Annotated in this window: 25 protein-coding genes; 12 read left to right on the forward strand and 13 right to left on the reverse strand. The window is 46.8% G+C overall.

The window, feature by feature from the left end:
* Positions 1–7 precede the first annotated feature (7 nt).
* A complete protein-coding gene (locus GGR41_RS03610; RefSeq protein WP_167660669.1) occupies positions 8–1,039 on the forward strand; it encodes a type I glyceraldehyde-3-phosphate dehydrogenase in 1,032 nt (343 codons plus the stop codon).
* A gap of 45 nt (positions 1,040–1,084) precedes the next feature.
* Entirely contained in the window at positions 1,085–2,488 is a 1,404-nt protein-coding gene (gene fumC / locus GGR41_RS03615; RefSeq protein WP_167660670.1) for a class II fumarate hydratase, read from the forward strand.
* A gap of 1 nt (position 2,489) precedes the next feature.
* On the opposite strand, the gene GGR41_RS03620 is transcribed toward fumC, so the two are convergent.
* On the reverse strand, positions 2,490–2,918 hold the full coding sequence (locus tag GGR41_RS03620) for a universal stress protein (RefSeq protein WP_167660671.1): 429 nt from the start codon (positions 2,916–2,918) through the stop codon (positions 2,490–2,492).
* A gap of 122 nt (positions 2,919–3,040) precedes the next feature.
* On the opposite strand from GGR41_RS03620, the gene GGR41_RS03625 reads away from it, so the two are divergent.
* Positions 3,041–3,376, forward strand: a complete 336-nt coding sequence (locus tag GGR41_RS03625) for a c-type cytochrome (RefSeq protein WP_077733156.1) — start codon at positions 3,041–3,043, stop codon at positions 3,374–3,376.
* 54 nt (positions 3,377–3,430) lie between these two features.
* Here the strand turns inward: GGR41_RS03625 and modD are convergent, their stop codons facing one another.
* The 4 genes from modD to GGR41_RS03645 all read right to left on the reverse strand — a co-directional run bounded on the left by modD (position 3,431) and on the right by GGR41_RS03645 (position 6,992).
* Positions 3,431–4,288: a ModD protein gene (gene modD / locus GGR41_RS03630; protein ID WP_229711148.1), complete on the reverse strand. Its 858-nt coding sequence runs from the start codon at positions 4,286–4,288 to the stop codon at positions 3,431–3,433.
* Positions 4,285–4,947, reverse strand: coding sequence for a molybdate ABC transporter permease subunit (gene modB, locus GGR41_RS03635; RefSeq protein ID WP_167660672.1), 663 nt, complete (start codon positions 4,945–4,947; stop codon positions 4,285–4,287). Before modB ends, modD begins: the two co-directional genes overlap by 4 nt.
* The gene (gene modA / locus GGR41_RS03640) at positions 4,948–5,664 is read right to left on the reverse strand and encodes a molybdate ABC transporter substrate-binding protein (RefSeq protein ID WP_167660673.1); all 717 of its coding nucleotides are present in this window, start codon (positions 5,662–5,664) and stop codon (positions 4,948–4,950) included. It abuts the gene before it with no gap.
* Between the two features lie 149 nt (positions 5,665–5,813).
* Positions 5,814–6,992 carry a tyrosine-type recombinase/integrase gene (locus GGR41_RS03645; RefSeq protein WP_167660674.1) on the reverse strand — a complete coding sequence of 393 codons (1,179 nt, stop codon included), beginning with the start codon at positions 6,990–6,992 and terminating at the stop codon, positions 5,814–5,816.
* Positions 6,993–7,288: 296 nt separating this feature from the next.
* Here GGR41_RS03645 and GGR41_RS03650 point away from each other — a divergent pair, with 296 nt between their 5' ends.
* Positions 7,289–8,278: a DNA-binding protein gene (locus GGR41_RS03650; RefSeq protein WP_167660675.1), complete on the forward strand. Its 990-nt coding sequence runs from the start codon at positions 7,289–7,291 to the stop codon at positions 8,276–8,278.
* Here the strand turns inward: GGR41_RS03650 and GGR41_RS03655 are convergent.
* Positions 8,243–9,142 carry a LysR family transcriptional regulator gene (locus tag GGR41_RS03655; protein WP_167660676.1) on the reverse strand — a complete coding sequence of 300 codons (900 nt, stop codon included), beginning with the start codon at positions 9,140–9,142 and terminating at the stop codon, positions 8,243–8,245. The two genes, GGR41_RS03650 and GGR41_RS03655, sit on opposite strands and share 36 nt — an antisense overlap.
* Before the next feature lie 99 nt (positions 9,143–9,241).
* On the opposite strand from GGR41_RS03655, the gene GGR41_RS03660 reads away from it, so the two are divergent.
* Genes GGR41_RS03660 through GGR41_RS03670 form a run of 3 tightly spaced genes read left to right on the forward strand, consistent with a single transcriptional unit; the run spans position 9,242 to position 10,932 of the window.
* On the forward strand, positions 9,242–9,763 hold the full coding sequence (locus tag GGR41_RS03660; RefSeq protein WP_167660677.1) for a cytochrome b: 522 nt from the start codon (positions 9,242–9,244) through the stop codon (positions 9,761–9,763).
* Positions 9,764–9,772: 9 nt separating this feature from the next.
* A complete protein-coding gene (locus GGR41_RS03665; RefSeq protein WP_167660678.1) occupies positions 9,773–10,324 on the forward strand; it encodes a YceI family protein in 552 nt (183 codons plus the stop codon).
* A gap of 32 nt (positions 10,325–10,356) precedes the next feature.
* Positions 10,357–10,932: a YceI family protein gene (locus GGR41_RS03670; RefSeq protein WP_167660679.1), complete on the forward strand. Its 576-nt coding sequence runs from the start codon at positions 10,357–10,359 to the stop codon at positions 10,930–10,932.
* Positions 10,933–11,025: 93 nt separating this feature from the next.
* On the opposite strand, the gene arsC is transcribed toward GGR41_RS03670, so the two are convergent.
* Positions 11,026–11,364 (reverse strand): arsenate reductase (glutaredoxin), encoded by a 339-nt coding sequence (arsC, locus tag GGR41_RS03675; RefSeq protein WP_167660680.1) that lies wholly within the window; start codon positions 11,362–11,364, stop codon positions 11,026–11,028.
* A gap of 19 nt (positions 11,365–11,383) precedes the next feature.
* On the opposite strand from arsC, the gene GGR41_RS03680 reads away from it, so the two are divergent.
* Complete coding sequence (locus GGR41_RS03680; RefSeq protein WP_167660681.1) at positions 11,384–12,085, forward strand: glutathione binding-like protein; 702 nt, start codon at positions 11,384–11,386, stop codon at positions 12,083–12,085.
* A gap of 9 nt (positions 12,086–12,094) precedes the next feature.
* A complete protein-coding gene (locus GGR41_RS03685; RefSeq protein ID WP_167660682.1) occupies positions 12,095–12,880 on the forward strand; it encodes an RsiV family protein in 786 nt (261 codons plus the stop codon).
* A 69-nt stretch (positions 12,881–12,949) separates the two neighbouring features.
* Here the strand turns inward: GGR41_RS03685 and GGR41_RS03690 are convergent, their stop codons facing one another.
* The 6 genes from GGR41_RS03690 to GGR41_RS03715 form a co-directional block, all read right to left on the reverse strand.
* The gene (locus GGR41_RS03690; protein WP_167660683.1) at positions 12,950–14,074 is read right to left on the reverse strand and encodes a high-affinity branched-chain amino acid ABC transporter substrate-binding protein; all 1,125 of its coding nucleotides are present in this window, start codon (positions 14,072–14,074) and stop codon (positions 12,950–12,952) included.
* Between the two features lie 105 nt (positions 14,075–14,179).
* Positions 14,180–14,689: a Dps family protein gene (locus GGR41_RS03695; RefSeq protein WP_167660684.1), complete on the reverse strand. Its 510-nt coding sequence runs from the start codon at positions 14,687–14,689 to the stop codon at positions 14,180–14,182.
* A gap of 71 nt (positions 14,690–14,760) precedes the next feature.
* Positions 14,761–15,684, reverse strand: a complete 924-nt coding sequence (locus GGR41_RS03700; protein WP_077733143.1) for a LysR substrate-binding domain-containing protein — start codon at positions 15,682–15,684, stop codon at positions 14,761–14,763.
* Positions 15,685–17,748: an ATP-dependent DNA helicase RecG gene (recG, locus tag GGR41_RS03705; RefSeq protein ID WP_167660685.1), complete on the reverse strand. Its 2,064-nt coding sequence runs from the start codon at positions 17,746–17,748 to the stop codon at positions 15,685–15,687.
* An 18-nt stretch (positions 17,749–17,766) separates the two neighbouring features.
* On the reverse strand, positions 17,767–18,153 hold the full coding sequence (locus GGR41_RS03710; protein WP_167660686.1) for a Rid family detoxifying hydrolase: 387 nt from the start codon (positions 18,151–18,153) through the stop codon (positions 17,767–17,769).
* 77 nt (positions 18,154–18,230) lie between these two features.
* Positions 18,231–19,007: a ferredoxin--NADP reductase gene (locus GGR41_RS03715; RefSeq protein WP_077733141.1), complete on the reverse strand. Its 777-nt coding sequence runs from the start codon at positions 19,005–19,007 to the stop codon at positions 18,231–18,233.
* 270 nt (positions 19,008–19,277) lie between these two features.
* On the opposite strand from GGR41_RS03715, the gene GGR41_RS03720 reads away from it, so the two are divergent.
* The 3 genes from GGR41_RS03720 to GGR41_RS03730 all read left to right on the forward strand — a co-directional run bounded on the left by GGR41_RS03720 (position 19,278) and on the right by GGR41_RS03730 (position 22,869).
* A complete protein-coding gene (locus GGR41_RS03720; protein WP_167660687.1) occupies positions 19,278–20,318 on the forward strand; it encodes a Fe(3+) ABC transporter substrate-binding protein in 1,041 nt (346 codons plus the stop codon).
* A gap of 94 nt (positions 20,319–20,412) precedes the next feature.
* A complete protein-coding gene (locus GGR41_RS03725; RefSeq protein WP_167660688.1) occupies positions 20,413–22,071 on the forward strand; it encodes an ABC transporter permease in 1,659 nt (552 codons plus the stop codon).
* Between the two features lie 9 nt (positions 22,072–22,080).
* Positions 22,081–22,869, forward strand: coding sequence for an ABC transporter ATP-binding protein (locus GGR41_RS03730; RefSeq protein WP_167660689.1), 789 nt, complete (start codon positions 22,081–22,083; stop codon positions 22,867–22,869).
* Positions 22,870–22,884: the final 15 nt, after the last annotated feature.

A 22,884-nucleotide genomic window follows, 5' to 3' on the forward strand; every position in this document is an offset into this window, starting at 1 on the left:
GTCAGTTATGCGTCCTATACGAATTGCAATTAATGGCTATGGCCGAATTGGGCGATGTGTATTGCGCTCTATTTATGAAAGAGGCTTACATCAGCAAATAGAAATTGTGGCGATTAACGAGCCCTCCGATTTAGAAACCATGGCGTATTTAACGCAGTTTGATTCTACCCATGGAGTTTTTCCTGGCAAAGTAGGGCGCAGTGATACCAGCTTATTAATTAACGGCAAAGAAATAGCCGTTACCCATGCCTCTGGCATAGTCGATGTACCTTGGGCCGATTACAAGCTGGACTTGGTCTTAGAGTGTTCGGGTATCTATGGCAAGCGTCAACAATTGCAGCAGTTTATTGATGCAGGTTGCCCGCGTGTGTTGGTGTCTCAACCCGCAGATGGCGCAGACGAGGTCGATCATACGGTGGTGTTAAGCATTAATAATCACGAGCTTAATGGGGCGCAACGTATAGTATCGAATGCGTCGTGCACCACCAATGCCGTGATTCCTGTACTAGCTGAGCTTGATGCATCGTATGGGGTGGATTACACCTTTTTAACGACGTTGCATTCCGTGATGAATGATCAGCCCATGATCGATGGTTACCATCACAACGATTTACGACGTACCCGTTCAGCCATGCAGTCTATGGTGCCTGTAGCGACTGGGCTTGCTCGCGGAGTAGAGCGCTTGTTGCCTCAGCTATTGCATAAAGTCCAAGCTAAAGCTATCCGTGTTCCTATTTTAAACGTTTCCGCTATTGATTTAATGGTGCAATTACGACGCCCAACGACGGTTAATGAAATAAATAGCTTGTTTATTCAGGCGGCACAGCGTCACCCAGAGATCATGGCCTACTCAGATCGCCCCCATGCATCCATTGATTTTAACCACGATGCGCATTCAGCTGTTATAGATGGTAGTCAGACCTCCACAAACGAGGAGGGCCTAGTGAATTTATTTATTTGGTTTGATAATGAGTGGGGGTTTGCGAATCGCATGGTAGACATTAGTTTATTGTGGGCTCAGCGCTTCGAAGATTCCTAACCTTGCTGCAATTTATTCCGTTTTGGCGTAACCAAGGAGCTAATCATGCAAAACACACGTGTTGAAACCGACTCGATGGGGGCTATTGATGTACCCGCCAATCATTATTGGGGTGCACAAACCCAACGGTCTATACTGAATTTTCCGATTGGGGTGAAGCGTTTCACATTAACACCTGTTTTGATTGAATCGCTGGGCATACTCAAGCAATCTGCAGCTAAAGCCAATCGAGACTTAGATCAGATCCCCCCAGAGGTCGCTGAACTTATTATTCAAGCCGCCAATGATGTGATCACGGGTAAATTAAATGAAGAATTCCCTTTGGTGGTGTTTCAAACCGGTTCAGGCACCCAAAGCAATATGAATAGCAACGAGGTAATCTCGAACCGAGCCATAGAGCTAGCAGGCGGCGAAATGGGAACCAAGCACCCAGTTCATCCGAATGATCATGTCAACCGAGGGCAGTCATCGAATGATACCTTTCCTACTGCTATGCACATTGCGGTAGCGCTGGCCGCACACCGGCATCTTTTTCCCCATGTCGAGGCATTGCGCGATACCTTAGCCGGATTAGCACAAAAATACAGCGCGATCGTAAAAACCGGACGCACCCATTTGCAAGACGCCACTCCCATTACGCTAGGGCAAGAAATAGGAAGCTGGGTAGCTCAAATTGATTTTGGTTTAGATAGCGTACGCAATCAGTTGCCAGGTATTTATGATTTGGCGATTGGTGGTACTGCTGTGGGAACAGGGCTAAATGCTCACCCTAAATTTGGCGATTTAACCGCTTCGTATATTGCCCAGCACACCGGCATGCCATTTAAAAGTGCAGCAAATAAATTTTTTGCGTTATCTGCCCATGACGCTTTAGTGAATTTTTCAGCAACCTTGCGTACGTTGGCTGGTGGCTTATTTAAGATGGCGAATGACGTGCGCTGGTTAGCCAGTGGCCCACGCTGCGGCATCGGCGAAATCCATATTCCTGAAAACGAACCGGGTTCGTCTATTATGCCTGGAAAAGTGAACCCAACGCAGGCCGAAGCCTTAACCATGGTGTGTGTACAGGTTTTTGGGAATGATGCCGCGGTTGCTTTTGCCGGCAGCCAGGGCAACTTCCAATTAAATGTGTACAAGCCTGTGATGGTGCATAACGTCCTTGAAAGCATTCAGTTGCTGGGCGATGCATGCGCGGCATTTAATGATCATTGCGCTGTTGGTATTGTGCCTGATCTAGAAAAAATTGATTACTACCTAGAGCAAAACTTAATGTTAGTGACGGCATTAAACCGCCATATTGGGTATGACAATGCTGCAGCTATTGCAAAACATGCCCATGAAAATCAGCTAAACCTAAAAGAGGCCGCGATTGAATTAGGGCATTTGACAGAGGATCAGTACGATGCTTGGATTGACCCTCTGGCTATGACAGCGCCGCTAAAAGACTAATTTATTTAACCAAAGTAACGGGTATATCGACAGCATGAATAATCTTGGTTGCAGCAGACCCCAATAATAAACCAGGAACGGGGCTTAGGCCCCGAGTTCCCATAATAAGGTGATCACATTGGTGTTCCGTAATAAAACGCTTTATTACGTCATCAATGGTGCCGACGGCCACATGGGTTTGGTGTTGTACGCCAGAAGCAGAAAGGGTAGGTATTAAGGTATCCAATATGGCTTTGCCTTCATCATCATAATAGCTAGTTAATACGTCTGCACTAAAAAAACGGCTTACATTGTTAGAGATAATTGGGCTTTGTACGTTAACAACATGAACTGTACACGTCTCGATTTGTTGTTTAGCCATTGAGATTGCTAGTTCTAGTGCTCGTAGTGCTGGCTTTGAACCATCGGTTGGGACTAAAATATTTCTCATGTGTCTCTCTGTATGGGGAATGTAGTCGTGTTACACACACTATTTTTGCAGGCGAGTAACTTGAATTAGGTCTGGTAGTAGTAAAATATACTACTACGTTAGTATACGTTTTGGAGTTTTTAATGAAAATCAAATATTTGGCTTTATGCTTACCACTTGTGTTTGGTGCAAGTGTAGCAAAAGCAGAAGCACCTTCCTTTGAGAAAGTGCAAGAAATCCTACAAAAGAATGCCTGTTTAGCCTGTCACCAAGTCGACAACAAAGTCGTTGGCCCTGCTTACAAGGAAGTCGCTGAAAAATACAAAGATGACCCAGCTAATGCCGAGCTGTTAACCAAGCACATCAAAGAAGGTAGTCAAGGGGTGTGGGGTGCCATTCCTATGCCGCCTAACGTGGGTATTACTGACGAAGACCTAACCGTTGTCGTTGATTGGCTAATGGCTGGTGCGCCTAATTAATTAGGTGAAATAAAAAAAGCGCTATCTAACTAGCGCTTTTTTTATTTCTAGGCCTTAAGCGTCTGGGTAAATATGGACTCCGATGTCTGCAGGTGGAGCATAGTGCAACGCACTGGTAACTAGGGCATCGACCCCAGTGTGGGCGTAGCCCTCTATATTATCTAGCTTAATTCCTCCGGCCGCTAGAAATACACCTTGAGGCCATTGTTGACGTAATGCGGGTAGCCAAGCTTGCAGTTCAGCAGGCGTCGCTTTATCAAATTGCACGACATCAGCACCTGCTTCAATCGCTAAAAGCGCTTCCTCTTGGTTTTGTGCTTCGATAACGACTTTCTTTTCCGCAAAACCTGCTTTTTGTGTAACTAGCTGCTTTTTTAACGCTTCCCAGCCGCCTAATAAGGCAATATGTTGCGGGAAGACTAAAACCGTTTCGCTAAGGCCAAGGCGGTGCGGTAGGGCGCCAGCACATATCGTAGATTTAAGTGCTAAGGCACGTAAACCTGGGGCATGTTTACGAGTAGTAAGCAACGCCATGCTTGGATCGTGTTGTTGTATTTTCTGATACATGCGTGCCGCTTGACGTGCCACCCCGCAACTGTATTCCAATAGGTTTTGGCCTACTTTCCAAGCCCGTAATACGGCATGCGCAGGCCCATGGCCACGAAGCAATACGTCACCAGCCTGAACTTGGGTTCCGGAAGCTTTACTTTCTATGCTTTGAGCACCGCAATGCGTTAAGATGCGGTTGACTTCTTCGGTGCAGGCGGCTACCCCCTCATGACGGATCGTAAATTCAATGTATGCGTCTGCTGCACCAATTCCTAGCATATGACTTGTCAGATCCAAAAAGGGCGCATCCTCGTTAATCCAGCGGTCGATTGTTGCATGGTCAAAAAAAACAGAGTTCATCATAAAGCACCAAAGCGTCGTAATACATAAAAAGACAACCCAGCAAAGGAGGCAAGCAATAAAGATAACGTGTTGGCACACGCAAAATTTGCATCCATTACGTGGTTAAAAATAGCTAAAGACAGGGTTTCTGTGCGGCCCACAATATTTCCACCTAACATCAATGAAATGCCTACCTCACCCAAAGCGCGACCACCAGCTAAAATTAAACCAGCCGCAAAGCCTTTGCGGATTAATGGTAAGTCGACATACACAAAGGTCTGCCACTTGGAATAACCGAGCGTGGCAGCGGCTTCATGCAAACGTTTAGGCACATGACTAAAAGCAGTTTGTAGAGGCTTGACCATTAGCGGCAACCCCGCAATAAATGCGGCCAGAATTAAGCCTTTAGTGGTAAAAATTACCGTAGGACGCAATAGTTCTGGCAGTAGGGTACTCAGCCAGCCATTGCGCCCCCAAGTCAAAAGCAAAGCGTAGCCAATAACAATCGGTGGAAAGATCAAAGGCAAGGTAATCAGGCCATCGATAATGCCTTTGCCCCAAAAATGTTTTCGAGCTAACAGCCAAGCGAGGGCGGTACCGATTACACACTGCCAAAGCAACGACCACAGCAACACCTCTATGCTCAGCGATAGCGAAGAGAAACTACAACCTAAACCCATTTACAAGCCATGACGCATTAAAATAACGCGTGCGTTTTCTGTAGTTAAAAACTGTAAAAAAGCGTTGGCCTCCCTCGTATTACTGCGCCCTGTTATTGGAGCGGCACTTAAATCAATAGCGCGGTAGCAGCTTTGCGGCATTTCAATCGGTGGACCCAATTTATCTTGATGGGCTTGAGCCTCGCTTAGGTTGACAAACCCGGCATCCACCTCGTTCGTGACTACATAGGTACTGACTTGTGGTAGGGTGGTGACCTCAAGCAATTTAGGCTCAATGTCTTTTAATAACCCCTGTTCTGTAAAACACTCCATAGCCGCTTTACCATAAATAGCGTTTTTTCTATCAGCAATCGCTATTTTTTTCGCCGAATCGTTAAGCAGGTCATTAAGCGAACTAAGGGGGTTATCTTTGGGGCTGACTAATACTAATTTGCCTTGCCCAATAACGACATGCTCTTGGGCTAACTTCATAGGTTCAATAAAAAACCAGTCGCCAATCAGGATTTGAATGTTAGGGTTTTGTCGTGCTTGAGCTTCAATTTGTTTGATATTGCCAAACGCGCTGTCGATCTGAATACCCGTGGATTCAGTAAACGCGTTAAACACCTCAGTTAACGGCTTACGATAACCCGCTGCCGTGGCAACCGTCAGTTCTGCGGCCCATAACGGCGTAGATAACACTATGCTACAGAACAATCCCATCACTTTTTTCTTCACTCTCAGCCTCTTTATATATGTAGGTATATTTATATAAAAAGAAAAGTGTAACGGGTTCTATTGGAAATTGCCATCTAGCAAGGCATTAAATAGAAATCATAGAGCGTATTGACATGTTGGCAAGATCACACGGCGTTAAGGTTGGTTAGTTACCATTTTAATTTGTGTTTATCTTGGGTTGCATCATGACGTGCGTCGTCAGCAGTGTGTAAATAGCGGTTGGTAGTATTAATAGAAGAATGACCCAAGGTATCGCGCACGTGGAGTAAATCCATATCTTGCTCGATCATATGCGTACCAGCGGTGTGGCGCAGCCAATGGGTAGAGGCTTGTTCTACATGCAAGGCGTCACTTTCATACGCATCGCCTAAACTGCGCAAATAAGCCGCTGTATCCGTAAATATCCGCTTCACAATATTGTGGATTGCCGCGCGCGTGAGAGGCTTTGATTGCTTGTATCCAATAGGTAGAACGAGCGGATAGTCTTCATTAGCGGTTGGATAGGGGGGTAACCCTTTAAATGTTCGATAGCGTATCAACTCATCCATTAACTCTTCGGTAATAGGAATGGTGCGGCTTTTTTGGCCTTTGCCTTCGATATCCATCCACCAACGCAAAGTACCATGGCGATCACGACGAGAGAAAAGTGAATTCATGCGGTTTTGACTGAGCTCAGAAACCCGCAAGCCGCACATATACAGCAAAGAAAACAACCAACGGTAACGGTAATAATGTTCTTTTTCTCGTTGGGTTTCTTGGGGTAAGTGCTCGATGCATTGCTTTACTTGATCCCAAAGCTCCATGTCGAGATAACGCTGCATACGTTTAGCAGGTGCCGTGCGTGCGCCACGTAATACCGCCAATGGATTAGCAGCTAAGTAGCCTGCAGAAACTAACCAACTGTACATGCTATTTAGCACCGTTAAGGCTTGACGAATGCTACTAGCAGATAACGGGCCAGCAAAAGGGCGCCAATCTTCATGAGAACGCGCTACCTTAGCGCCTTTTTTTAATACCCAACGTGATCTAGGCGCAGGGTCGCGTAGAAACTGCTGATAAAGCAACAAGTCTTCGTGGGTCAGCGAGGAAATGGCTTTATTACGTTCTAAGTTTGCCCAAAGCAATAACCGTTCCGATTCCTTGCGATAGCTTGTAAAGGTATTTGGGCTATCGATGTATTGCGCTAACCAGGCTTGCAAAGCGTCCACGTCATTGTCGGCATGCAAAAGCGTTGAGGGTGTGTGGGCACGATTGGTGCCGCGTGAACCATCAATCTCAACAGAGTAAGGCGCATAAAACTCGAGTGCGGCGGGTATTGGTAAAGACATAAAAGCAAAGAAACCCAAACAATAAGAATGCAATCATTTTCACTAAAGACTGGATAACTGTCTAGTAGTGATATGAATCAGAGTAAAAAACACAGAACGATTTACATCAACGACATTATACATAAAGTTGACATTATGTCAGTAATGTCAAATTAGAAATATGACTTAGTTGATAATTTTACGTATTACGTAAAATAATTAGAACCCTTGTTGATTTAGAGGCATAATCGTCTTTTATGCTTTACTATCATCACATTGCCAAGTGGCTTTGGTTTTACACAAATGGATAGATACCAATGAGTCAGCCTGTCTTAACAGAATCCGAATTACATCTGGCAGTGGAAAAACTGCGCTCAGAACACAGCAATACGCTGGATTTATACAAAGCCGTTGCGGCATTACTCTTTTTTCAATACGACAGTACGCCTACGACGAATCGTATGTACCAGCTCGTGCGCAAAGGCAGCATGAGCGCACCTGCCGAGGCCTTGCGTTTGTTTTGGCAAGAACTCAGGGATCGCAGTCAGGTTCGTATGGAGGAAGCCGATATTCCTTTGGGCTTAAAGCAGACGGCAGGTGCTTTGTTCGCTCAAATGTGGGAAGACGCCCTTCAATACGCCAAGCAGATCACCGAACAAAATAACCAAGCGATTTACACTCAGCTGGCGTTAGTGCAACAGGAATCCCAACAGTTGGCAGAGCAATTACAAAGCACTACCCATGCTTATGAGCACGCCCTACTTCAATTTGATGCGCTAACACAGGAATTGGCGCAAAAAGATGAAAAGATTCAGGCACAACAGGCCGTATCTAGGGAGTTAGAAAAACAGAAAGAGGCTCTGCGAGCAGAAAAAAAAGGATTAGAAAATGAGCTAGAACGCACCGCCCAGCTTCATAAAGACCAACTGCAGCTTAGCGAGCAACGGGCAGCCGATATGGAAAAGTACGCAAGACTAGAGATTGAACGTGTACGTCAGGAATCACAGAAAAACCTACGTCAAGAACAACATCGTCTACAGCAGCAACACACGCTGCACCAACGGTTGCAAGACGAGTATGCCGCGCTGCAAAGTACCTATCTAAGCGTGCAGCATAAATACCAATTTGAAAATGCGCAGCGTACAGAGGATTTAAAGCGCATTACCCAACTAGAACAGAAAAACCACGATTTGCATCAATTGCTTCAGCATCTAGAGCGCGAGCTACGTAGAGCGCATCAATCGGGTGAACGACGCGCTGCACCCAGTCGTTTAGCGCGACAACGTAAAGCGACTCGATCGCATTAATTGTTCAGACAGGTAGTCCACTAGCAAGCGCACACGCTCTGGAATATAGCTGTTACTAGGTAAAACGACGTAGATGCCTACGGGCGGCTGAGGCTCTAAGTGCCGCAGCTCGACAAGGGTTTGGGCCAGAAGGTAATCGTGTGCAATAAAGTCTGGCATTAGGCTTATGCCCATGCCCGCAGCAGAGGCTTTGGCTAAGGCATCGCCATTATTGGCCTTAATGCGCCCTTTTAACTGAATGCTGGTATTTTTACCATTTTCAGAAAACATCCAGCGACTGTAATGGGAATACTGCAAACATTCATGTTCTGTTAAATCCTCGAGGCATGTGGGTTCACCTGCGCGTGCAATATAATCGGGCGAAGCCACAAATAGCAGCTGGCATTCGCCTATTTTGCGCACAATATCGCTTAAAGCCAATTCGCTTGCAATGCGTACTGCTATATCAAAACCTTCAGCAGCTACGTCTACCATTCGATCGCTGTATTCTAGATCAAGATGAATATCTGGATAGCGTTGAGCAAATTGCATCAATAAGTCAGAAAGATGGCGTAAGCCAAAACTTAAAGGTAAGCTGATACGCAAATTGCCGGTAGGTTTAATTTGTTCTTCGTTGAGCTCGGCCTCGCTGCGTTGCACTAAATCAATAATGGCTTTACTGTGCTCAAGGTACTTTTTCCCCGCAGAGGTTAAGGCTTGGCGGCGCGTACTACGTGCTATGAGTTGTACACCTAGGTGTTCTTCTAGTGCTGCAATTTGACGTGTAACTACCGAGCGCGCTACGCCGCGCTGATGTGCCGCCGCCGCAAAGCTCCCTAATTCGGCTACGAGAATAAAAAGTGACATCATTTCAAATTGATTCATTGTTCTTTTTTTAACAATAGTTAATTGCTTGTCTAGACCTGTTTAGCACCAGTTAAAATGGGTACAGTAATAACTTGTTAGGACTTCAGTAAAATTTCTATGTCACAACGCTATACTATAACTGCAATCTCTCTGCACTGGCTGATGGCTTTCGCTTTTTTCGCGTTATTCGGCCTAGGGTTTTACATGACAGGCTTGCCCTTATCACCGACCAAGCTTCAGGTGTACTCATGGCACAAGTGGGCGGGTGTTAGTCTTTTTTTTCTGGCTGTATTGCGTTTGCTTTGGCGTCGTATCCATCGCCCTCCTGCTTTTCCGTCCTCTATGTCCGTACAAGCACGTCAATTAGCCCATCTAGGGCATTGGGCATTGTATTTCTTTATGTTTGCGATTCCGCTATCAGGTTGGTTGATGAGTTCGGCTATGGGCTTTCAAACGGTGTGGTTTGGTGTTCTGCCCTTGCCCGATTTAGTAGGCAAAGATAAAGCCCTAGCCCAGTGGCTTGGCTCTGCCCATCTTTATTTAAATGTGGCTTTTATGATGACCATTGTTGGTCATATAGGTGCCGCGTTAAAGCACCAGTTTATCGATAAAGATAATGTATTTGATCGAATCAAATAAGGATAACGAATGAAATTACGTGGATTACTTGCCGCTTTATGCGCCGTTCCCTTAATGGCTTCAGCTGCTACTTATACACACATAGACAGTGAATCGAGCCAAATCGAGTTTTTTTATGGCCAGATGGGTGTAAACATGGAGGGAATCTTTTCGGGTATCGACGGTCAAATAGATTTTGATTCCGCTCAGCCAGAAAAAGCCAGCGTTTCCTTACGCGTCAAAATGGATAGCGTAGATACTGGCTCCGACGAGGCTGATGAAGAGGTTCAAAAGTCAGAATGGTTTAATGTGCCCGAGCACCCCGATGCAACCTTCGTCTCTAAGCAGATAAAACAAACCGGCGACAACTCATTTTTGGTTTCGGGTATGTTAAGCATTAAAGGAAATGAACAAACTATAGAGTTCCCCGCTACCGTTGCCGAAGAAGATGGGCGTGCCATTTTTACAGGCAGTTTTGATATGCTGCGCGGCGATTATGCTATTGGCGAAGGCGCGTGGTCTAAGTTTGATATTGTAGCTAACGAAGTTCGTATTGAATTTTCTATTGTAGCTACGCAATAACAATTAACGATTTGGAGTTTTAGGTTATGAAAATGAATGTTAAACGTTTACTTACGGCAGGTGCGGTAGCGACGTTGTTTAGCGCGCCACTATTGGCTGAAACGGTCACTTATCAAGTCGACCCTAACCATACGTTTGCTCGTTTTTCCTATAATCACTTGGGCTTAAGCCAGCAACTTAGTCATTTCAGTTCTACCAAAGGTACAGTTGCCTTAGATCTCGAAGCCAAAACTGGCGAGGTCAATATAGAAATAGATACCACATCAGTGGATACGGGCTCTTCTACTTTTAACGAGCATATTCAAGGCGAAGACTTCTTAGATACCGGCAACCACCCCACTGCCACCTTTAAATCCAGCAAAATTGTGTTCGACGGTGATACCCCAACAGCCGTCGAGGGCGATTTGACCATTAAAGGTGTGACCAAGCCTGTAACGCTAACGATTAATTCATTTGCGACCAAACCCCACCCTATGCTGAAAAAACCCGCATTGGGTGCAGACGCCGAAGTACAAATCAAACGCTCTGATTTCAATGCCGGCAAGTTTGCACCTGCCGTAGCGGATGACGTCACCATTAGCATTGCGATTGAAGCTATCGGCGGCTAAGACCTTCTTAGCCCAACATAAAAACCCCAAAATAGCCTGTTATGCATTTTGGGGTTTTTGTTGTAGTAGCGTACTATAAAAGCTCAGCGTTATTTAGAGAATGTCGTCTATGGCCTCGATGGGGCGGCCTAGTCGCACACCTTTAGCCGTTTCCACAATCGGGCGGTTTAATAAAATAGGGTGTGCGGCCACCGCTTTGTAGAGCTCGGCTTCCGACGCTGCAGCCAAGTTTAGCTCGGTAAAAATGGATTCATTGGTGCGAACTAAATCCAATAACGATGCATTTGATTTAGCGACGAGCTGCTGCAGCTGTTCTACGCTCGGCGGGTCTTGCAGATAAAGAATGACCTCAGGGTTTAGGTCTCGCTGGTTTAGCATGTCTAACGCAGCCCGTGATTTGCTGCAACGCGGATTATGGTAGATTTTAGTCATTATATTTAAGGATTAAAACATGATTGATTTGTATTACTGGACTACACCGAACGGTCACAAAATCACCTTGTTCCTAGAGGAAACCGGGTTGGATTACACCATTCACCCTATTAATATTGGTAAAGGTGAACAGTTTGATCCTGACTTTTTACGTATAGCCCCGAATAATCGTATTCCTGCCATTGTAGATCATAGCCCGCAAGACGGCGGCGCAGCGATTTCTGTGTTCGAGTCTGGGGCTATTTTGCAGTATTTGGCAGAGAAAACCGGCCAGTTTTTATCTACTGACTTGCGTAAACGGGTGCAAACGCTTGAATGGTTAAATTGGCAAATGGGAGGGCTCGGGCCCATGGCCGGGCAAAACCATCATTTTACTATCTACGCCCCAGAAAAAATCGAGTATGCGCAACAACGCTATATTAAAGAAACCAACCGTTTGTATGGCGTTCTGAATAAACAACTTGCAGATCGAGACTTTATTGCAGGCGAATACAGCATTGCTGACATGGCGTGTTATCCCTGGATCGTGCCCCATGCTAACCAAGGCCAAGATCTGAATGATTTCCCCCATTTAAAAGCTTGGTTTGAACGCATTGCTGCCCGCCCTGCTACCCAACGCGCCTACGAAAAAGCCAAAGCCATCAATACCCAACCATCGGTATCGGATGACGAATCGCGCAAGCATTTGTTTGGGCAAGACGCTTCCATCATAAAAAAATAAAGGAACACTATGCGAAGCTCTCTCTTTCGTTTGGGGCTCATTACTGGCACTGTATTTATGCTAGCGGCATGCGCAGGCACCCCTAAAGATATTTCTTTAATACCGACTCAAACGGGCGACATCACCTCAAAAGACGGCGTATTTACCCAACCTTTAACGCTAAATAAAACAAAGCCTGGATGTAAAGGCAGCTGTGCTCGGATTCAGGTTGATTCATTGGTGTTTCCGGGTAACCGTGCTTTAACGAGCTATGTGGATCAGCAACTGGCCCACATGGCGACCTTTGAATCGCGACGCGAGCCCAGTGCAAACGTTTTAGCGTTCATGGATTATTACTGGTTGCAGGCCAATGATCGAGACGAGGTCATTCTAAATGCTAAAACGCGCTACAGAAATCAGCACATTACTGTGCTTGAGCTAGGTGCGTGGCAATACCTAACGGGCGCAGCCCATGGCATGAGTGAGGTTCGTTTTATTAATTGGGATAACCGCACCAATAAGCCATTAACGCTAGAGCAAATTATCCAACCTAATCAATTGGGTGCTTTTGAAATGCAGCTGCGTGACGCGCACCGAAAGTGGCTAGCAACCCAAGAAGCCGCTCAGGAAAACCCTGACAATTACAACCGATTGTGGCCGTTTCAAATGACTCGTAATGTGGGTTTAACGGATGCCGGCTTAGTCGCTAAGTATAATTCGTATGAAATTGCGCCGTATTCATCAGGGCAACCCGAGCTACTGATTCCTTATCCTCAGCTTACAGGTATTTTGCAACCCCAGTTTTTGCCAAAATAATTACATTGTGTGGCAGCAACAAAAAACCGTCATTTCTGACGGTTTTTTGCTTAAGAGTTTGAGTGGGGTTTATTGCGCAAAGACGGTTTTGGAGCCGTCAGGGTGCCATTCAAAAACATCGAACTTAAACTCGTTCAAGTCGCCCTGCTCGTTCCAAGAAATTTCACCAATGGGGGTTTTAATTTGATTTTTGTGTAAGTATTCGGCCACAGCGATGGGGTCGTCTTTACCTACATTTTTAATGCCTTCGGCAAGAGAAAGTGCAGCAGAGTAGGCAGTCATTTGGAACGCACCACCAGGATCACGGCCTTTGTCTTTAAATGCTTTCACTAGTGCATCGTTGCTTGGGTCTTGGGTGAAGTCAGCCGGTAAGGTAACCAACATGCCGGCAACGGAGTCGCCTGCAATGGCGTTAATGTCTGGGTTACCCACACCCTCTGGGCCCATAAACGTAATGCCTAGGTTTTGCTCTGCGCCCTGGCGCAACAACAAGCCCATTTCGGGGTGATAACCACCGTAATAAATGAACTCGGCACCTGAACCTTTTAATTTAGTGATGACGGCGGAATAGTCACTGTCACCAGCGTTAATGCCCTCGAAAAGCACAACATCGATATTGGCTTTTTCTAGATCGTTTTTCACTGCGGTCGCAATGCCCTGCCCGTAGGATTGTTTGTCGTGCAATACAGCGACTTTTTTGGGCTTGATTTGGTTGATAATGACGGCTGCAGCGGCTGGGCCTTGTTGGTCGTCGCGACCAATGGTGCGGAAGATGGTTTCGTAATCTTTGCCCTCTGTGACGGCAGGCGCTGTCGCTGAGGGGGAAATCATAATGACGCCTTCGTCGTTATAAATGTCGGCAGCAGCAATGGTTGCCCCAGAGCAAACATGACCAATGACGTAATGGTGGCCATCATTCACAACGCGGTTAGCCACAACTGGACCCTGTTTAGGCTCGCAGGCATCGTCCATGACTACCACTTCGATTTTTTTACCAAGTACACCACCATCAGCGTTGATCTGCTCGACGGCTGTATCAACACCTTGTTTAACCATATCGCCGTATTGTGTGAGCGCACCTGTAAATGGCCCGGCGATCACAAATTTAATGTTTTCAGCAGAGGCCGCTGAGCTCATCATCATACCGGCAGCCATACCAAGGGCTGCAGCTAAAGGGGTAATGCGAATTTTCATAAAAAAACCTCCAGTAAGTGCACCACAGCATACACTGAAATGGTCTAATTATTGCAAAATGAAAGCAAAATCTAGGGTTTACGACTAGATTTTGCTGGGGCTAAATTAAGCGCTGAGGGCGCGTAGCATCCACGCATTTTTTTCATGAATATCAAGGCGTTGCGTGAGGATGTCGGCGGTGGGTTGGTCGCTGGACTCTTCGGCTAGCTCGCACGCTGCACGCGCGGTGCAAACGACGGCCTCGTTGGCTTGAAGCAAAAGACGAATCATGTCCTCGGCATTGGGAACATGATCTGGCTCTTTGATGGACGAAAGCTTAGCGAACTCGGCATAAGTTCCGGGGGCAAAAAAGCCTAAAGCACGAATGCGTTCGGCTAAAGTATCAAGCGCTTGCCAAAGCTCGGTGTATTGGTCCATGAACATGGTATGCAATGTGTTGAACATAGGTCCAGTCACGTTCCAATGAAAGTTGTGTGTCATTAGGTACAACGTGTAGGAGTCAGCTAGCACCTTAGAAAGCTCGGTAGCAATCTGAGCGCGTGTCTCGGTGGGTATACCAATATTAACGGCAATGCTGTCTTGTTTAACTACATCTGATTTAACTTTTTTAGGCATAGTAAGACTCCTTGGTTGATAAAACAAAATGAAAACGCATCATCTTAGTGTAATCGGTTTTATATACTGCACTACAGATAATTCACGTTTTTTAAACCGCAGCTTAGGATGGCTTCGGTAAGGGCATCAATGGCTGCCGCTCTAGGAAAGCTCTTGCGCCATACAAGCACAATACGCCGATCGGGTACGGGTGCATTAAAAGGAATGTACTCTAACAGCGCGTTTTCTTGTACTGTGCTGCTTAACGCCGTAGCAGGTAACACCGTTACCCCTATGCCGGTGGCCACCATATGGCGGATAGTTTCGAGGGATGAGCCTTCGAAAGTACGTTGAATGCCTTCGCTAGTGGCCGAAAACCGCGATAACTCTGGGCAGACATCAAGAACTTGATCTCTAAAACAGTGCCCTGTACCCAGCAATAACATGGTTTCGTTTTTGAGCTCAGAGGAATCAACATGACTACGCCCACTCCATTCGTGGCCCTGCGGGATGGCGACAACAAAGGGCTCGTCGTAGAGCTCACGCACCATAAAACCGCTGTCGTTTAAGGGTAGGGCCACAATAGCGGCATCTAGCTCGCCTTGGCGAAGCAATTCCAATAGGCGTACGGTATAGTTTTCTTGTAAAACAAGTGGCATTTGAGGGGTAAGTTTAATTTGTTGCGGCACGAGCAAAGGCAACAAATACGGCGCCACGGTATAGATAATGCCCACACGCAATGGGCCACTCAGTGGATTTTGCCCTTCTTTGGCAATTTCTTTTAAATTAGCGCCCTCTTCAAGCACTTTTTGCGCTTGTTCAATAATGCGCAACCCAATAGGTGTAACTCCTACTTCGGCCCCACCTCGCTCGAAAATAGTCACATCCAGTTCTTCTTCGAGTTTACGTATAGCCACTGACAGTGTTGGTTGACTAACGTAACAGGCTTCTGCAGCACGCCCAAAATGGCGCTCTCTGGCTACCGCCACAATGTATTTAAGTTCAGTAAGAGTCATTTAACCACGTAAAAATTCTTCTTTGGCCCCTAGCCAACGCAGCACATGCGCTGCGGCTTGGTCTGGGTGATGTTGATAAAGGTAAGCCGCACATTCCTTGGCGTGATGGATGAGCGCACTGTCTTGGTCTAGGTTAGCAAAACGTAACAGCATCTGACCTGATTGTCGTACCCCAAGAAACTCGCCAGGCCCACGTAAGGTTAAATCGCGTTGTGCAATTTCAAACCCATCTGTGGTTTCGTACATGGCTCGTAATCGTTCACGTGCGATGGCAGATAACGGGGTTTGGTACATTAACACACAAAACGAGGCTTTATGACCGCGCCCTACCCGACCACGTAGCTGATGGAGTTGTGCTAACCCATAACGTTCGGCATGTTCAATAACCATAATGGTAGCATTGGGGACATCAACCCCCACTTCGATGACGGTGGTTGCCACCAGTACATCAAGCTCTGCCGCCCTAAAAGCGGTCATAATATGGTTTTTTTCACTTGCACTCATACGCCCATGCAGTAAACCCACCCGTAACGGGGCCAGCTCGAGCGCCATTTTTTCATAGGTGTCTACTGCGGTTTCTAGTTGAAGTGCCTCGCTTTCCTCGACCAATGGGCACACCCAATAGACTTGCTGCCCTTCTTCGACAGCAAAACGAACGCGATCCATCATTTCTAAGCGTCTATCGGCAGAAAGTAACTTGGTTTGGATGGGAGTTCGACCAGGTGGCAGCTCGTCAATGACAGATACATCGAGATCAGAGTAAAAAGTGAGAGCCAGAGTGCGCGGGATCGGGGTTGCACTCATGTTGAGCTGATGGGGTAAAAGTGCGGGCCCTAAACGGCGTAAGCTTTGCGTGCCTTTACGACTTAAGGCCAAGCGTTGCTCTACACCAAAACGATGTTGTTCATCTAAGATCACTAGCCCTAGATGATGAAACTGGACGGCGTCTTGAATTAAGGCTTGCGTGCCTACAATGAGTTGACTCACGCCCGAGGCAACGCGTTCATGCGCTTGTCGCTTTTGGGCAGGCGTTAAGCTGCCGCTTAACCAGTCTACTTGAATGCCCAGTGGTTGAAGCCAGTCTTTGAGTTTTTGCTGGTGCTGTTCAGCTAGCAACTCGGTAGGGGCCATTAACGCGACTTGAAACCCATGCTCTAGCGCCTGTAACGCTGCAAAAGCCGCCACAATGGTTTTTCCGCTGCCTACATCGCCTTGCAGTAAGCGATTCATGGGTTGAGCGCGCTGTAAATCTGTGCTGATTTCAGTGATGACACGTTGTTGAGCTTGAGTTAGCTGAAAACCTAAGGCGTTTTCTAGTTGTGTCGCTAATGTTTGAGCTGGTGGAATGGACGGGGCTTGTAACAAGGCACGCCGAGCTCGTGCTGCCGCTAATGACAGCTGTTGAGCAAGGAGTTCATCAAACTTAATGCGGTCCCAGGCAGGGTGTGTTTGATTTAAGAGTGCCGAGCTGTGTTCCACCGCTGGGTAATGCAATTGCGTCACGGCACTAGCAAAATCGAGCAATCCATAGCGTTCACGAATCGCGGATGAAAGCGTGTCGGTTAAACTAGTGCGCTCTAGGGCAGCAAGAATGGCTTTACGCAAACTCGGTTGGCTCAAGCCTTCGGTAGTGGGATAGATGGGGGTTAACGTCTGTGCTAAAGGGGCTCCGGCTTGGGACACTTTGGGGTGCACCATTTCAATAGCGGTTTGAAAGCCGCGTCGTACCTCGCCACGTAATCGAATAACGTTACCTTCAGCGAACTGGCTAATTTGATTAGGATAAAAATGCAAAAGGCGAACTAAAAGTTCGCCACTGTGGTCACGAATCAATGCCTGAAGCTGTTTTCGAGGACGATGCAAAACATGCTGTTGTACCACCGTGCCTTCGACTTGCGCATACTCGCCTATCGCCAACGAAGCAATGTCATGAATTTGCGTCTGATCCTCGTAACGCAAAGGCAGATGCACAATAAAATCCATGTCTTGCACTAAGCCCAAGCGTTCAAGCAATTGGGCTTGTGTCGGTTTTTTCGATGTTTTTTTTTGAGTAGAGTCCGTCAAGACTAAAGGCGCTGTAAATTAGATGACTAAAATGGCTTCGACTTCAAACTGGGCGTTTTTAGGTAGACTGGCCACACCAAGTGTAGAACGCGCTGCATAAGGCTGAGGCATAAGCTCGGTCATAATGGCGTTTACGCTAGCAAACTTGCTGAGATCGGTTAGGTACAAATTGAATTTAACAATGTTTTCTAGGCTACCCCCTGCCGCATTGATGACAGCAGATAAGTTAGTAAAACATTGCCGCACTTGGGCCTCGAAATTGTCGGAGACCAGCTCGTTTGTTTTAGGGTCGAGACCAATTTGCCCCGAAGTGAAAACCATTTTACCGTTTGGCACAGCAACGGCTTGTGAGTAGGGACCTACTGCGGCAGGTGCTGCATCTGTTTGAATAATTTCTTTACTCATGAAAGGCCTTTAGGCAAAAAATTAGTACAAACTTGATTTTACGCAGCAACTGCCGCTTTTAACAAGCAAGTGAGACCTTATTTCTCGACGAAAGCACGCTCAATGACGTAGTCGCCGGGTTGACCAACCCCTGGGGAAATGGATAAGCCTCGGTCGTTTAAAAGTTGGCTGATGTCTTCGAGCATAGCGGGACTGCCGCAAATCATGGCGCGATCGTGTTCTGGATCAATTTCAGGTAAACCAATATCGGTGAAGAATTTGCCGCTATTGATAAGCGCTGTGATACGTCCTTCGTTACGGAAGGGTTCGCGTGTGACGGTTGGATAGTAAATGAGCTTTTCACGAATTAAGTCACCAAAGTATTCGTGATTAGGGAGCTCGTTTTCAATGAAATCGCGGTAAGCCAGCTCGCTTACATAACGCACACCATGCACTAATACGACTTTTTCAAAGCGCTCGTAGGTGTCTGGGTCTTGGATGATGCTCATGTAGGGGGCCAGACCTGTGCCGGTACCAAACAAGTAAAGATTACGGCCTGCACGGAGATCGTCTACCACCAATGTCCCTACTGGTTTGCGGCTCATGAGGATTTCGTCACCGACTTTTAGGTGCTGCAGACGGGAAGTGAGTGGACCGTTTTGAACTTTAATGCTGAGAAACTCAAGCTCTTCGGCGTAATTAGGGCTAGCAACGCTATAAGCACGCATTAATGGCTTGCCGTCTACCTCGAGACCAATCATCACAAAATGACCATTGGTAAAACGCAATGCGGCATCGCGTGTGGTGGTAAAGGAAAATAAGGTGTCGTTCCAGTGATGTACGCTTAGTACAGTTTCTGTATTAAAAGCTGCCATAGGTCTAGTGTAGTAATGAAAGTAATAAGGCTTAGTTTACCTCGTATTGAGGGGATAACCCTAATAGAGCATGCTTATCATGCAAATAAGCCAATTTTTTATCGAGTTATTAATTCAGATCAAAAATAGCGTCGGAAGTTTCCAAAAGTGCATAAATCGTAGTGCAAACCCTTGCAACTTAGCCCGAGCCTTGCTATTCTCGCACAGGTAGGATGATAATCATTATCATTTAGTTTGACTTTCAATTTTACTCTTTGGTGGAGTTTCTGAATGCGTTTGAATTATTCGCTGCGTGCCCTTATGGGTGGCTTGGCTTTGGCATCTGTCGCACTGAATGCAGCACCGGTATTCGCTGCTGAAGAAATTAATATCTATACGACGCGTGAGCCCAATTTGATTTTGCCCATATTGGAAACTTTCACCGCCGACACCAATATTAAAGTTAATACCGTCTTTGTTAAAGATGGCTTAATTGAGCGTGTTAAAACTGAAGGCGCACAGTCTCCTGCCGACATTTTAATGACGGTCGATATTGGTAATTTGCTTGATTTGGTCGAGGCCGGTATTACCCAACCCGTCGAATCCCAAGTGTTAGCCGAAGCCATCCCTGCTAACCTACGTGGTAAAGACAACCAATGGTTTACCTTGTCCATGCGTGATCGCGTTGGCTATGTGGCTGCCGATCTTGCTGATGTCACTACCCTCACCTACGAGGACTTTGCCGATCCACGTTGGAAAGGTAAAGTGTGTATCCGCTCTGGCCAACACCCTTACAACACAGCTTTAATTGCAGCCATGATCGCCCATAACGGCGTCGAGGCCACCGAGCAATGGCTTAAAGATGTAAAAAATAACTTAGGTCGTCCCGCAGCGGGTGGCGATCGTGATGTGGCTCGCGATATTTTAGGTGGCATTTGTGATGTGGGTATTGCCAATGCTTACTATGTGGGTCGCATGAAAAACGCTGAGCCTGGCTCAGATTCCTACAAATGGGGTGAGGCCATTAAAGTGGTACGCCCAACGTTCAAAGACAGCGGCGGTACCCATGTCAATATTTCCGGAGCCGCTTTAGCGAAAAACTCTCCAAACAAGGACAATGCGGTGCGTTTGCTTGAGTACTTAGTATCCGACAAAGCACAAAATTTATATGCTAAGGCGAATTACGAGTACCCCGTAAAAGCCGGCGTAGAGTTAGATCCGACCGTAGCCAGCTTTGGTGAACTTAAGGTCGATAACTTGGATCTAACCGAAATAGCCAAACATCGTAAACAAGCAAGTGAGCTTGTAGATAAAGTTGGGTTCAATAACTAAGCCCACTTCTGCTGCTTCCCTTACAGCCGCTGAGTCTCAAACATTGACTCAGCGGCTTCTGTGTATTTATCAATCTGTTTTTTCTACAATTTTTATGCGTGCGCATTATGGCGTGAGCTCAGGCTGGACAGTCAGCTCGTTACTCATCACTTTTATTGTTTTAGCTCCCGTTGTAGTGCTTGGCTGGCACAGTTTGCAAGGCGCCACAGACCACTGGCAACATTTATTGCACCATGTTTTGCCCACTGCCTTCAGTAATACGCTGGTCTTATTAATTGGGGTGGGGGTATTAGTCACCGCTTTAGGTGTAGGCAGTGCATGGCTGATTACCGCCTATCAATTTCCGACGCGCGGTATATTATCGTGGGCGCTCTTGTTGCCCCTGGCCGTACCCACGTACATCGTAGCGTTTGCGTATTTAGATATTTTGCACCCCATTGGGCCTGTGCAAACCCTAATTCGCGAGCTATTAGGTTACAGCAGCCCACGCCAGTTCCGACTGCCTGATATACGGTCTCTAGCAGGTGCTATTTTTTTACTGGGTTTTGTGTTGTACCCCTACGTGTATTTAAGCACACGGGCTATGTTTGCCACCCAAGCAGCCAGTCTGCTTGAGGCAGCTCGGGTACTTGGTGAAAGCCAGCGCAGTGTGTTTTACCGTGTAGCGTTACCTATGGCTCGCCCAGCTGTAGCGGTAGGCGTTAGTTTGGCCTTGTTAGAAACCTTAAATGATATCGGCGCCTCCGAGTTTTTAGGAATTCAAACGCTTACTGTTTCTATTTACACCACTTGGGTTACTCGCTCTGACCTAGCGGGGGCGGCTCAAATTGCTTTGTCTATGTTGGTATTAGTGGCCACGCTGATTAGCATCGAACGTTATGGCAGACGCCATCAGCGCTATAGCCAAAACCAACGCTCACACCCTGTACAACCCTTTGTTTTGAAAGGCGGTGCGGCCCTAATTGCGATGGCTTTAGGATGGATTCCGGTGGCTATTGGTTTTATTGCACCGGCTTGGTATTTATTTAGTCAAACGATTAAACACCTAAAACAAACCGGAGCCGTATCCAACCAGTTGCTAGCAAGCGCTTGGAATACGGTGTCGATTGCGTTGGTGGCTACAGTGGTGACCATTGCCGTTGGCTTGATTGTGGCATGGGCGGCACGCACCGTGCGCTACGGTCAAAAAAATACGCTTAGCCATGTGTTGGCAAAGTTAGCATCCATTGGTTATGCCGTGCCTGGTACGGTGTTAGCCATTGGGTTACTGACACCGCTTGTTTGGGTAGACGCTGGCATTAACCATATAGTGAATTGGTTTCATACCACACCCCCTCAGCTCTATTTAATGGGTACGATGGCCGCCTTGGTGCTGGCCTATGTGATTCGCTTTCTAGCGATTGCAATTGGTGGAACTGAAGCGGGCTTAGCGCGTATTCCGCCGTCCTTAGAGCAAGCATCAAGGCTATTAGGCGAAACACCCGCCAGTACATTAAAACGGGTGCATTTGCCATTGCTACGCCCTGCGCTTGGCGCTGCTGCGTTATTGATTTTTGTGGATGCAATGAAAGAGCTGCCTGCCACATTGTTACTGCGTCCAATGAACTTTGAAACCCTGGCTACCTGGTTGTATGCCGAAGCCGCTCGAGGCACCTACGAAGAAGGTGCAGTAGCTGCTTTAGCAATTGTATTAGCTGGATTATTACCCGTAATTATTTTGGCTCGCTCTCAGCTGAAAACATTGCGTACTTAGGATGGGACTATGAGCTCTTCTGCTTTTCTTAATCTACAAAATATCTCTTTAGCGTATGACACGCCAGATGGCTTAAAAACGGTTGTGAATCAATTAAATTTACAGCTTGATCAAGGCCATATTGGGTGCTTGTTGGGTGCCTCTGGGTGCGGGAAAACCACGGTGTTGCGTGCTATTGCTGGGTTTGAGCCCCTCCGTCAGGGCGTGATTGAGTTAAATCAGCAAGTGTTATCTACGCCTGAACACAGTGTGGTGCCTGAAAAAAGACAAGTGGGTATGATGTTTCAAGACTATGCCCTCTTCCCACATCTAAGTGTAGAGAAAAACATTGGCTTTGGTTTGCGCAAACAAACTAAATTAGCGCGTGCGCAACGTATCGAGGAAATGCTGCATTTAGTTGGGCTCGAACAACTTGCGCAGCGTTACCCCCACGAGCTTTCTGGTGGTCAACAGCAACGTGTCGCTTTAGCACGAGCTCTTGCCCCAGAGCCGTCATTACTTTTGTTAGACGAGCCTTTTTCAAACTTAGACGTGGATACGCGCGAACGATTGGCGTTTGAGGTACGCGAGATTCTACAAAAAACCGGCTTAACCGCTATTTTAGTCACGCATAATCAAGCCGAAGCCTTTGCGATTGCCGATCGAATTGGGGTGATGAAAGATGGTGCTATTGTGCAGTGGGATACGGCATATGGGTTGCATCACAACCCGGTAAATGATTTTGTATCCGACTTTATTCGCCGAGAAGCGCTGATGACGCAACGGGCACAAGCTTTTACGCGCGGTGAAGCGGCTTGAAAGTCAGGCGGATAA

Source organism: Paenalcaligenes hominis (genome assembly GCF_011927625.1).
Lineage (GTDB): Bacteria > Pseudomonadota > Gammaproteobacteria > Burkholderiales > Burkholderiaceae_B > Paenalcaligenes > Paenalcaligenes hominis.

What these genes read in the sequence shown, in the direction of transcription:
- GGR41_RS03670 (WP_167660679.1), top strand. Translation starts at nt 10,357, where the DNA reads ATGAATGTTAAACGTTTACTTACGGCAGGTGCGGTAGCGACGTTGTTT.
- GGR41_RS03610 (WP_167660669.1), top strand. Translation starts at nt 8, where the DNA reads ATGCGTCCTATACGAATTGCAATTAATGGCTATGGCCGAATTGGGCGA.
- GGR41_RS03660 (WP_167660677.1), top strand. Translation starts at nt 9,242, where the DNA reads ATGTCACAACGCTATACTATAACTGCAATCTCTCTGCACTGGCTGATG.
- GGR41_RS03690 (WP_167660683.1), bottom strand. Translation starts at nt 14,074, where the DNA reads ATGAAAATTCGCATTACCCCTTTAGCTGCAGCCCTTGGTATGGCTGCC.
- GGR41_RS03715 (WP_077733141.1), bottom strand. Translation starts at nt 19,007, where the DNA reads ATGGCAGCTTTTAATACAGAAACTGTACTAAGCGTACATCACTGGAAC.
- GGR41_RS03685 (WP_167660682.1), top strand. Translation starts at nt 12,095, where the DNA reads ATGCGAAGCTCTCTCTTTCGTTTGGGGCTCATTACTGGCACTGTATTT.
- arsC (WP_167660680.1), bottom strand. Translation starts at nt 11,364, where the DNA reads ATGACTAAAATCTACCATAATCCGCGTTGCAGCAAATCACGGGCTGCG.
- GGR41_RS03720 (WP_167660687.1), top strand. Translation starts at nt 19,278, where the DNA reads ATGCGTTTGAATTATTCGCTGCGTGCCCTTATGGGTGGCTTGGCTTTG.
- fumC (WP_167660670.1), top strand. Translation starts at nt 1,085, where the DNA reads ATGCAAAACACACGTGTTGAAACCGACTCGATGGGGGCTATTGATGTA.
- GGR41_RS03645 (WP_167660674.1), bottom strand. Translation starts at nt 6,992, where the DNA reads ATGTCTTTACCAATACCCGCCGCACTCGAGTTTTATGCGCCTTACTCT.
- GGR41_RS03665 (WP_167660678.1), top strand. Translation starts at nt 9,773, where the DNA reads ATGAAATTACGTGGATTACTTGCCGCTTTATGCGCCGTTCCCTTAATG.
- GGR41_RS03725 (WP_167660688.1), top strand. Translation starts at nt 20,413, where the DNA reads ATGCGTGCGCATTATGGCGTGAGCTCAGGCTGGACAGTCAGCTCGTTA.
- GGR41_RS03625 (WP_077733156.1), top strand. Translation starts at nt 3,041, where the DNA reads ATGAAAATCAAATATTTGGCTTTATGCTTACCACTTGTGTTTGGTGCA.
- GGR41_RS03680 (WP_167660681.1), top strand. Translation starts at nt 11,384, where the DNA reads ATGATTGATTTGTATTACTGGACTACACCGAACGGTCACAAAATCACC.
- GGR41_RS03710 (WP_167660686.1), bottom strand. Translation starts at nt 18,153, where the DNA reads ATGAGTAAAGAAATTATTCAAACAGATGCAGCACCTGCCGCAGTAGGT.
- GGR41_RS03730 (WP_167660689.1), top strand. Translation starts at nt 22,081, where the DNA reads ATGAGCTCTTCTGCTTTTCTTAATCTACAAAATATCTCTTTAGCGTAT.
- GGR41_RS03620 (WP_167660671.1), bottom strand. Translation starts at nt 2,918, where the DNA reads ATGAGAAATATTTTAGTCCCAACCGATGGTTCAAAGCCAGCACTACGA.
- GGR41_RS03695 (WP_167660684.1), bottom strand. Translation starts at nt 14,689, where the DNA reads ATGCCTAAAAAAGTTAAATCAGATGTAGTTAAACAAGACAGCATTGCC.
- modB (WP_167660672.1), bottom strand. Translation starts at nt 4,947, where the DNA reads ATGGGTTTAGGTTGTAGTTTCTCTTCGCTATCGCTGAGCATAGAGGTG.
- GGR41_RS03650 (WP_167660675.1), top strand. Translation starts at nt 7,289, where the DNA reads ATGAGTCAGCCTGTCTTAACAGAATCCGAATTACATCTGGCAGTGGAA.
- modD (WP_229711148.1), bottom strand. Translation starts at nt 4,288, where the DNA reads ATGATGAACTCTGTTTTTTTTGACCATGCAACAATCGACCGCTGGATT.
- GGR41_RS03700 (WP_077733143.1), bottom strand. Translation starts at nt 15,684, where the DNA reads ATGACTCTTACTGAACTTAAATACATTGTGGCGGTAGCCAGAGAGCGC.
- GGR41_RS03655 (WP_167660676.1), bottom strand. Translation starts at nt 9,142, where the DNA reads ATGAATCAATTTGAAATGATGTCACTTTTTATTCTCGTAGCCGAATTA.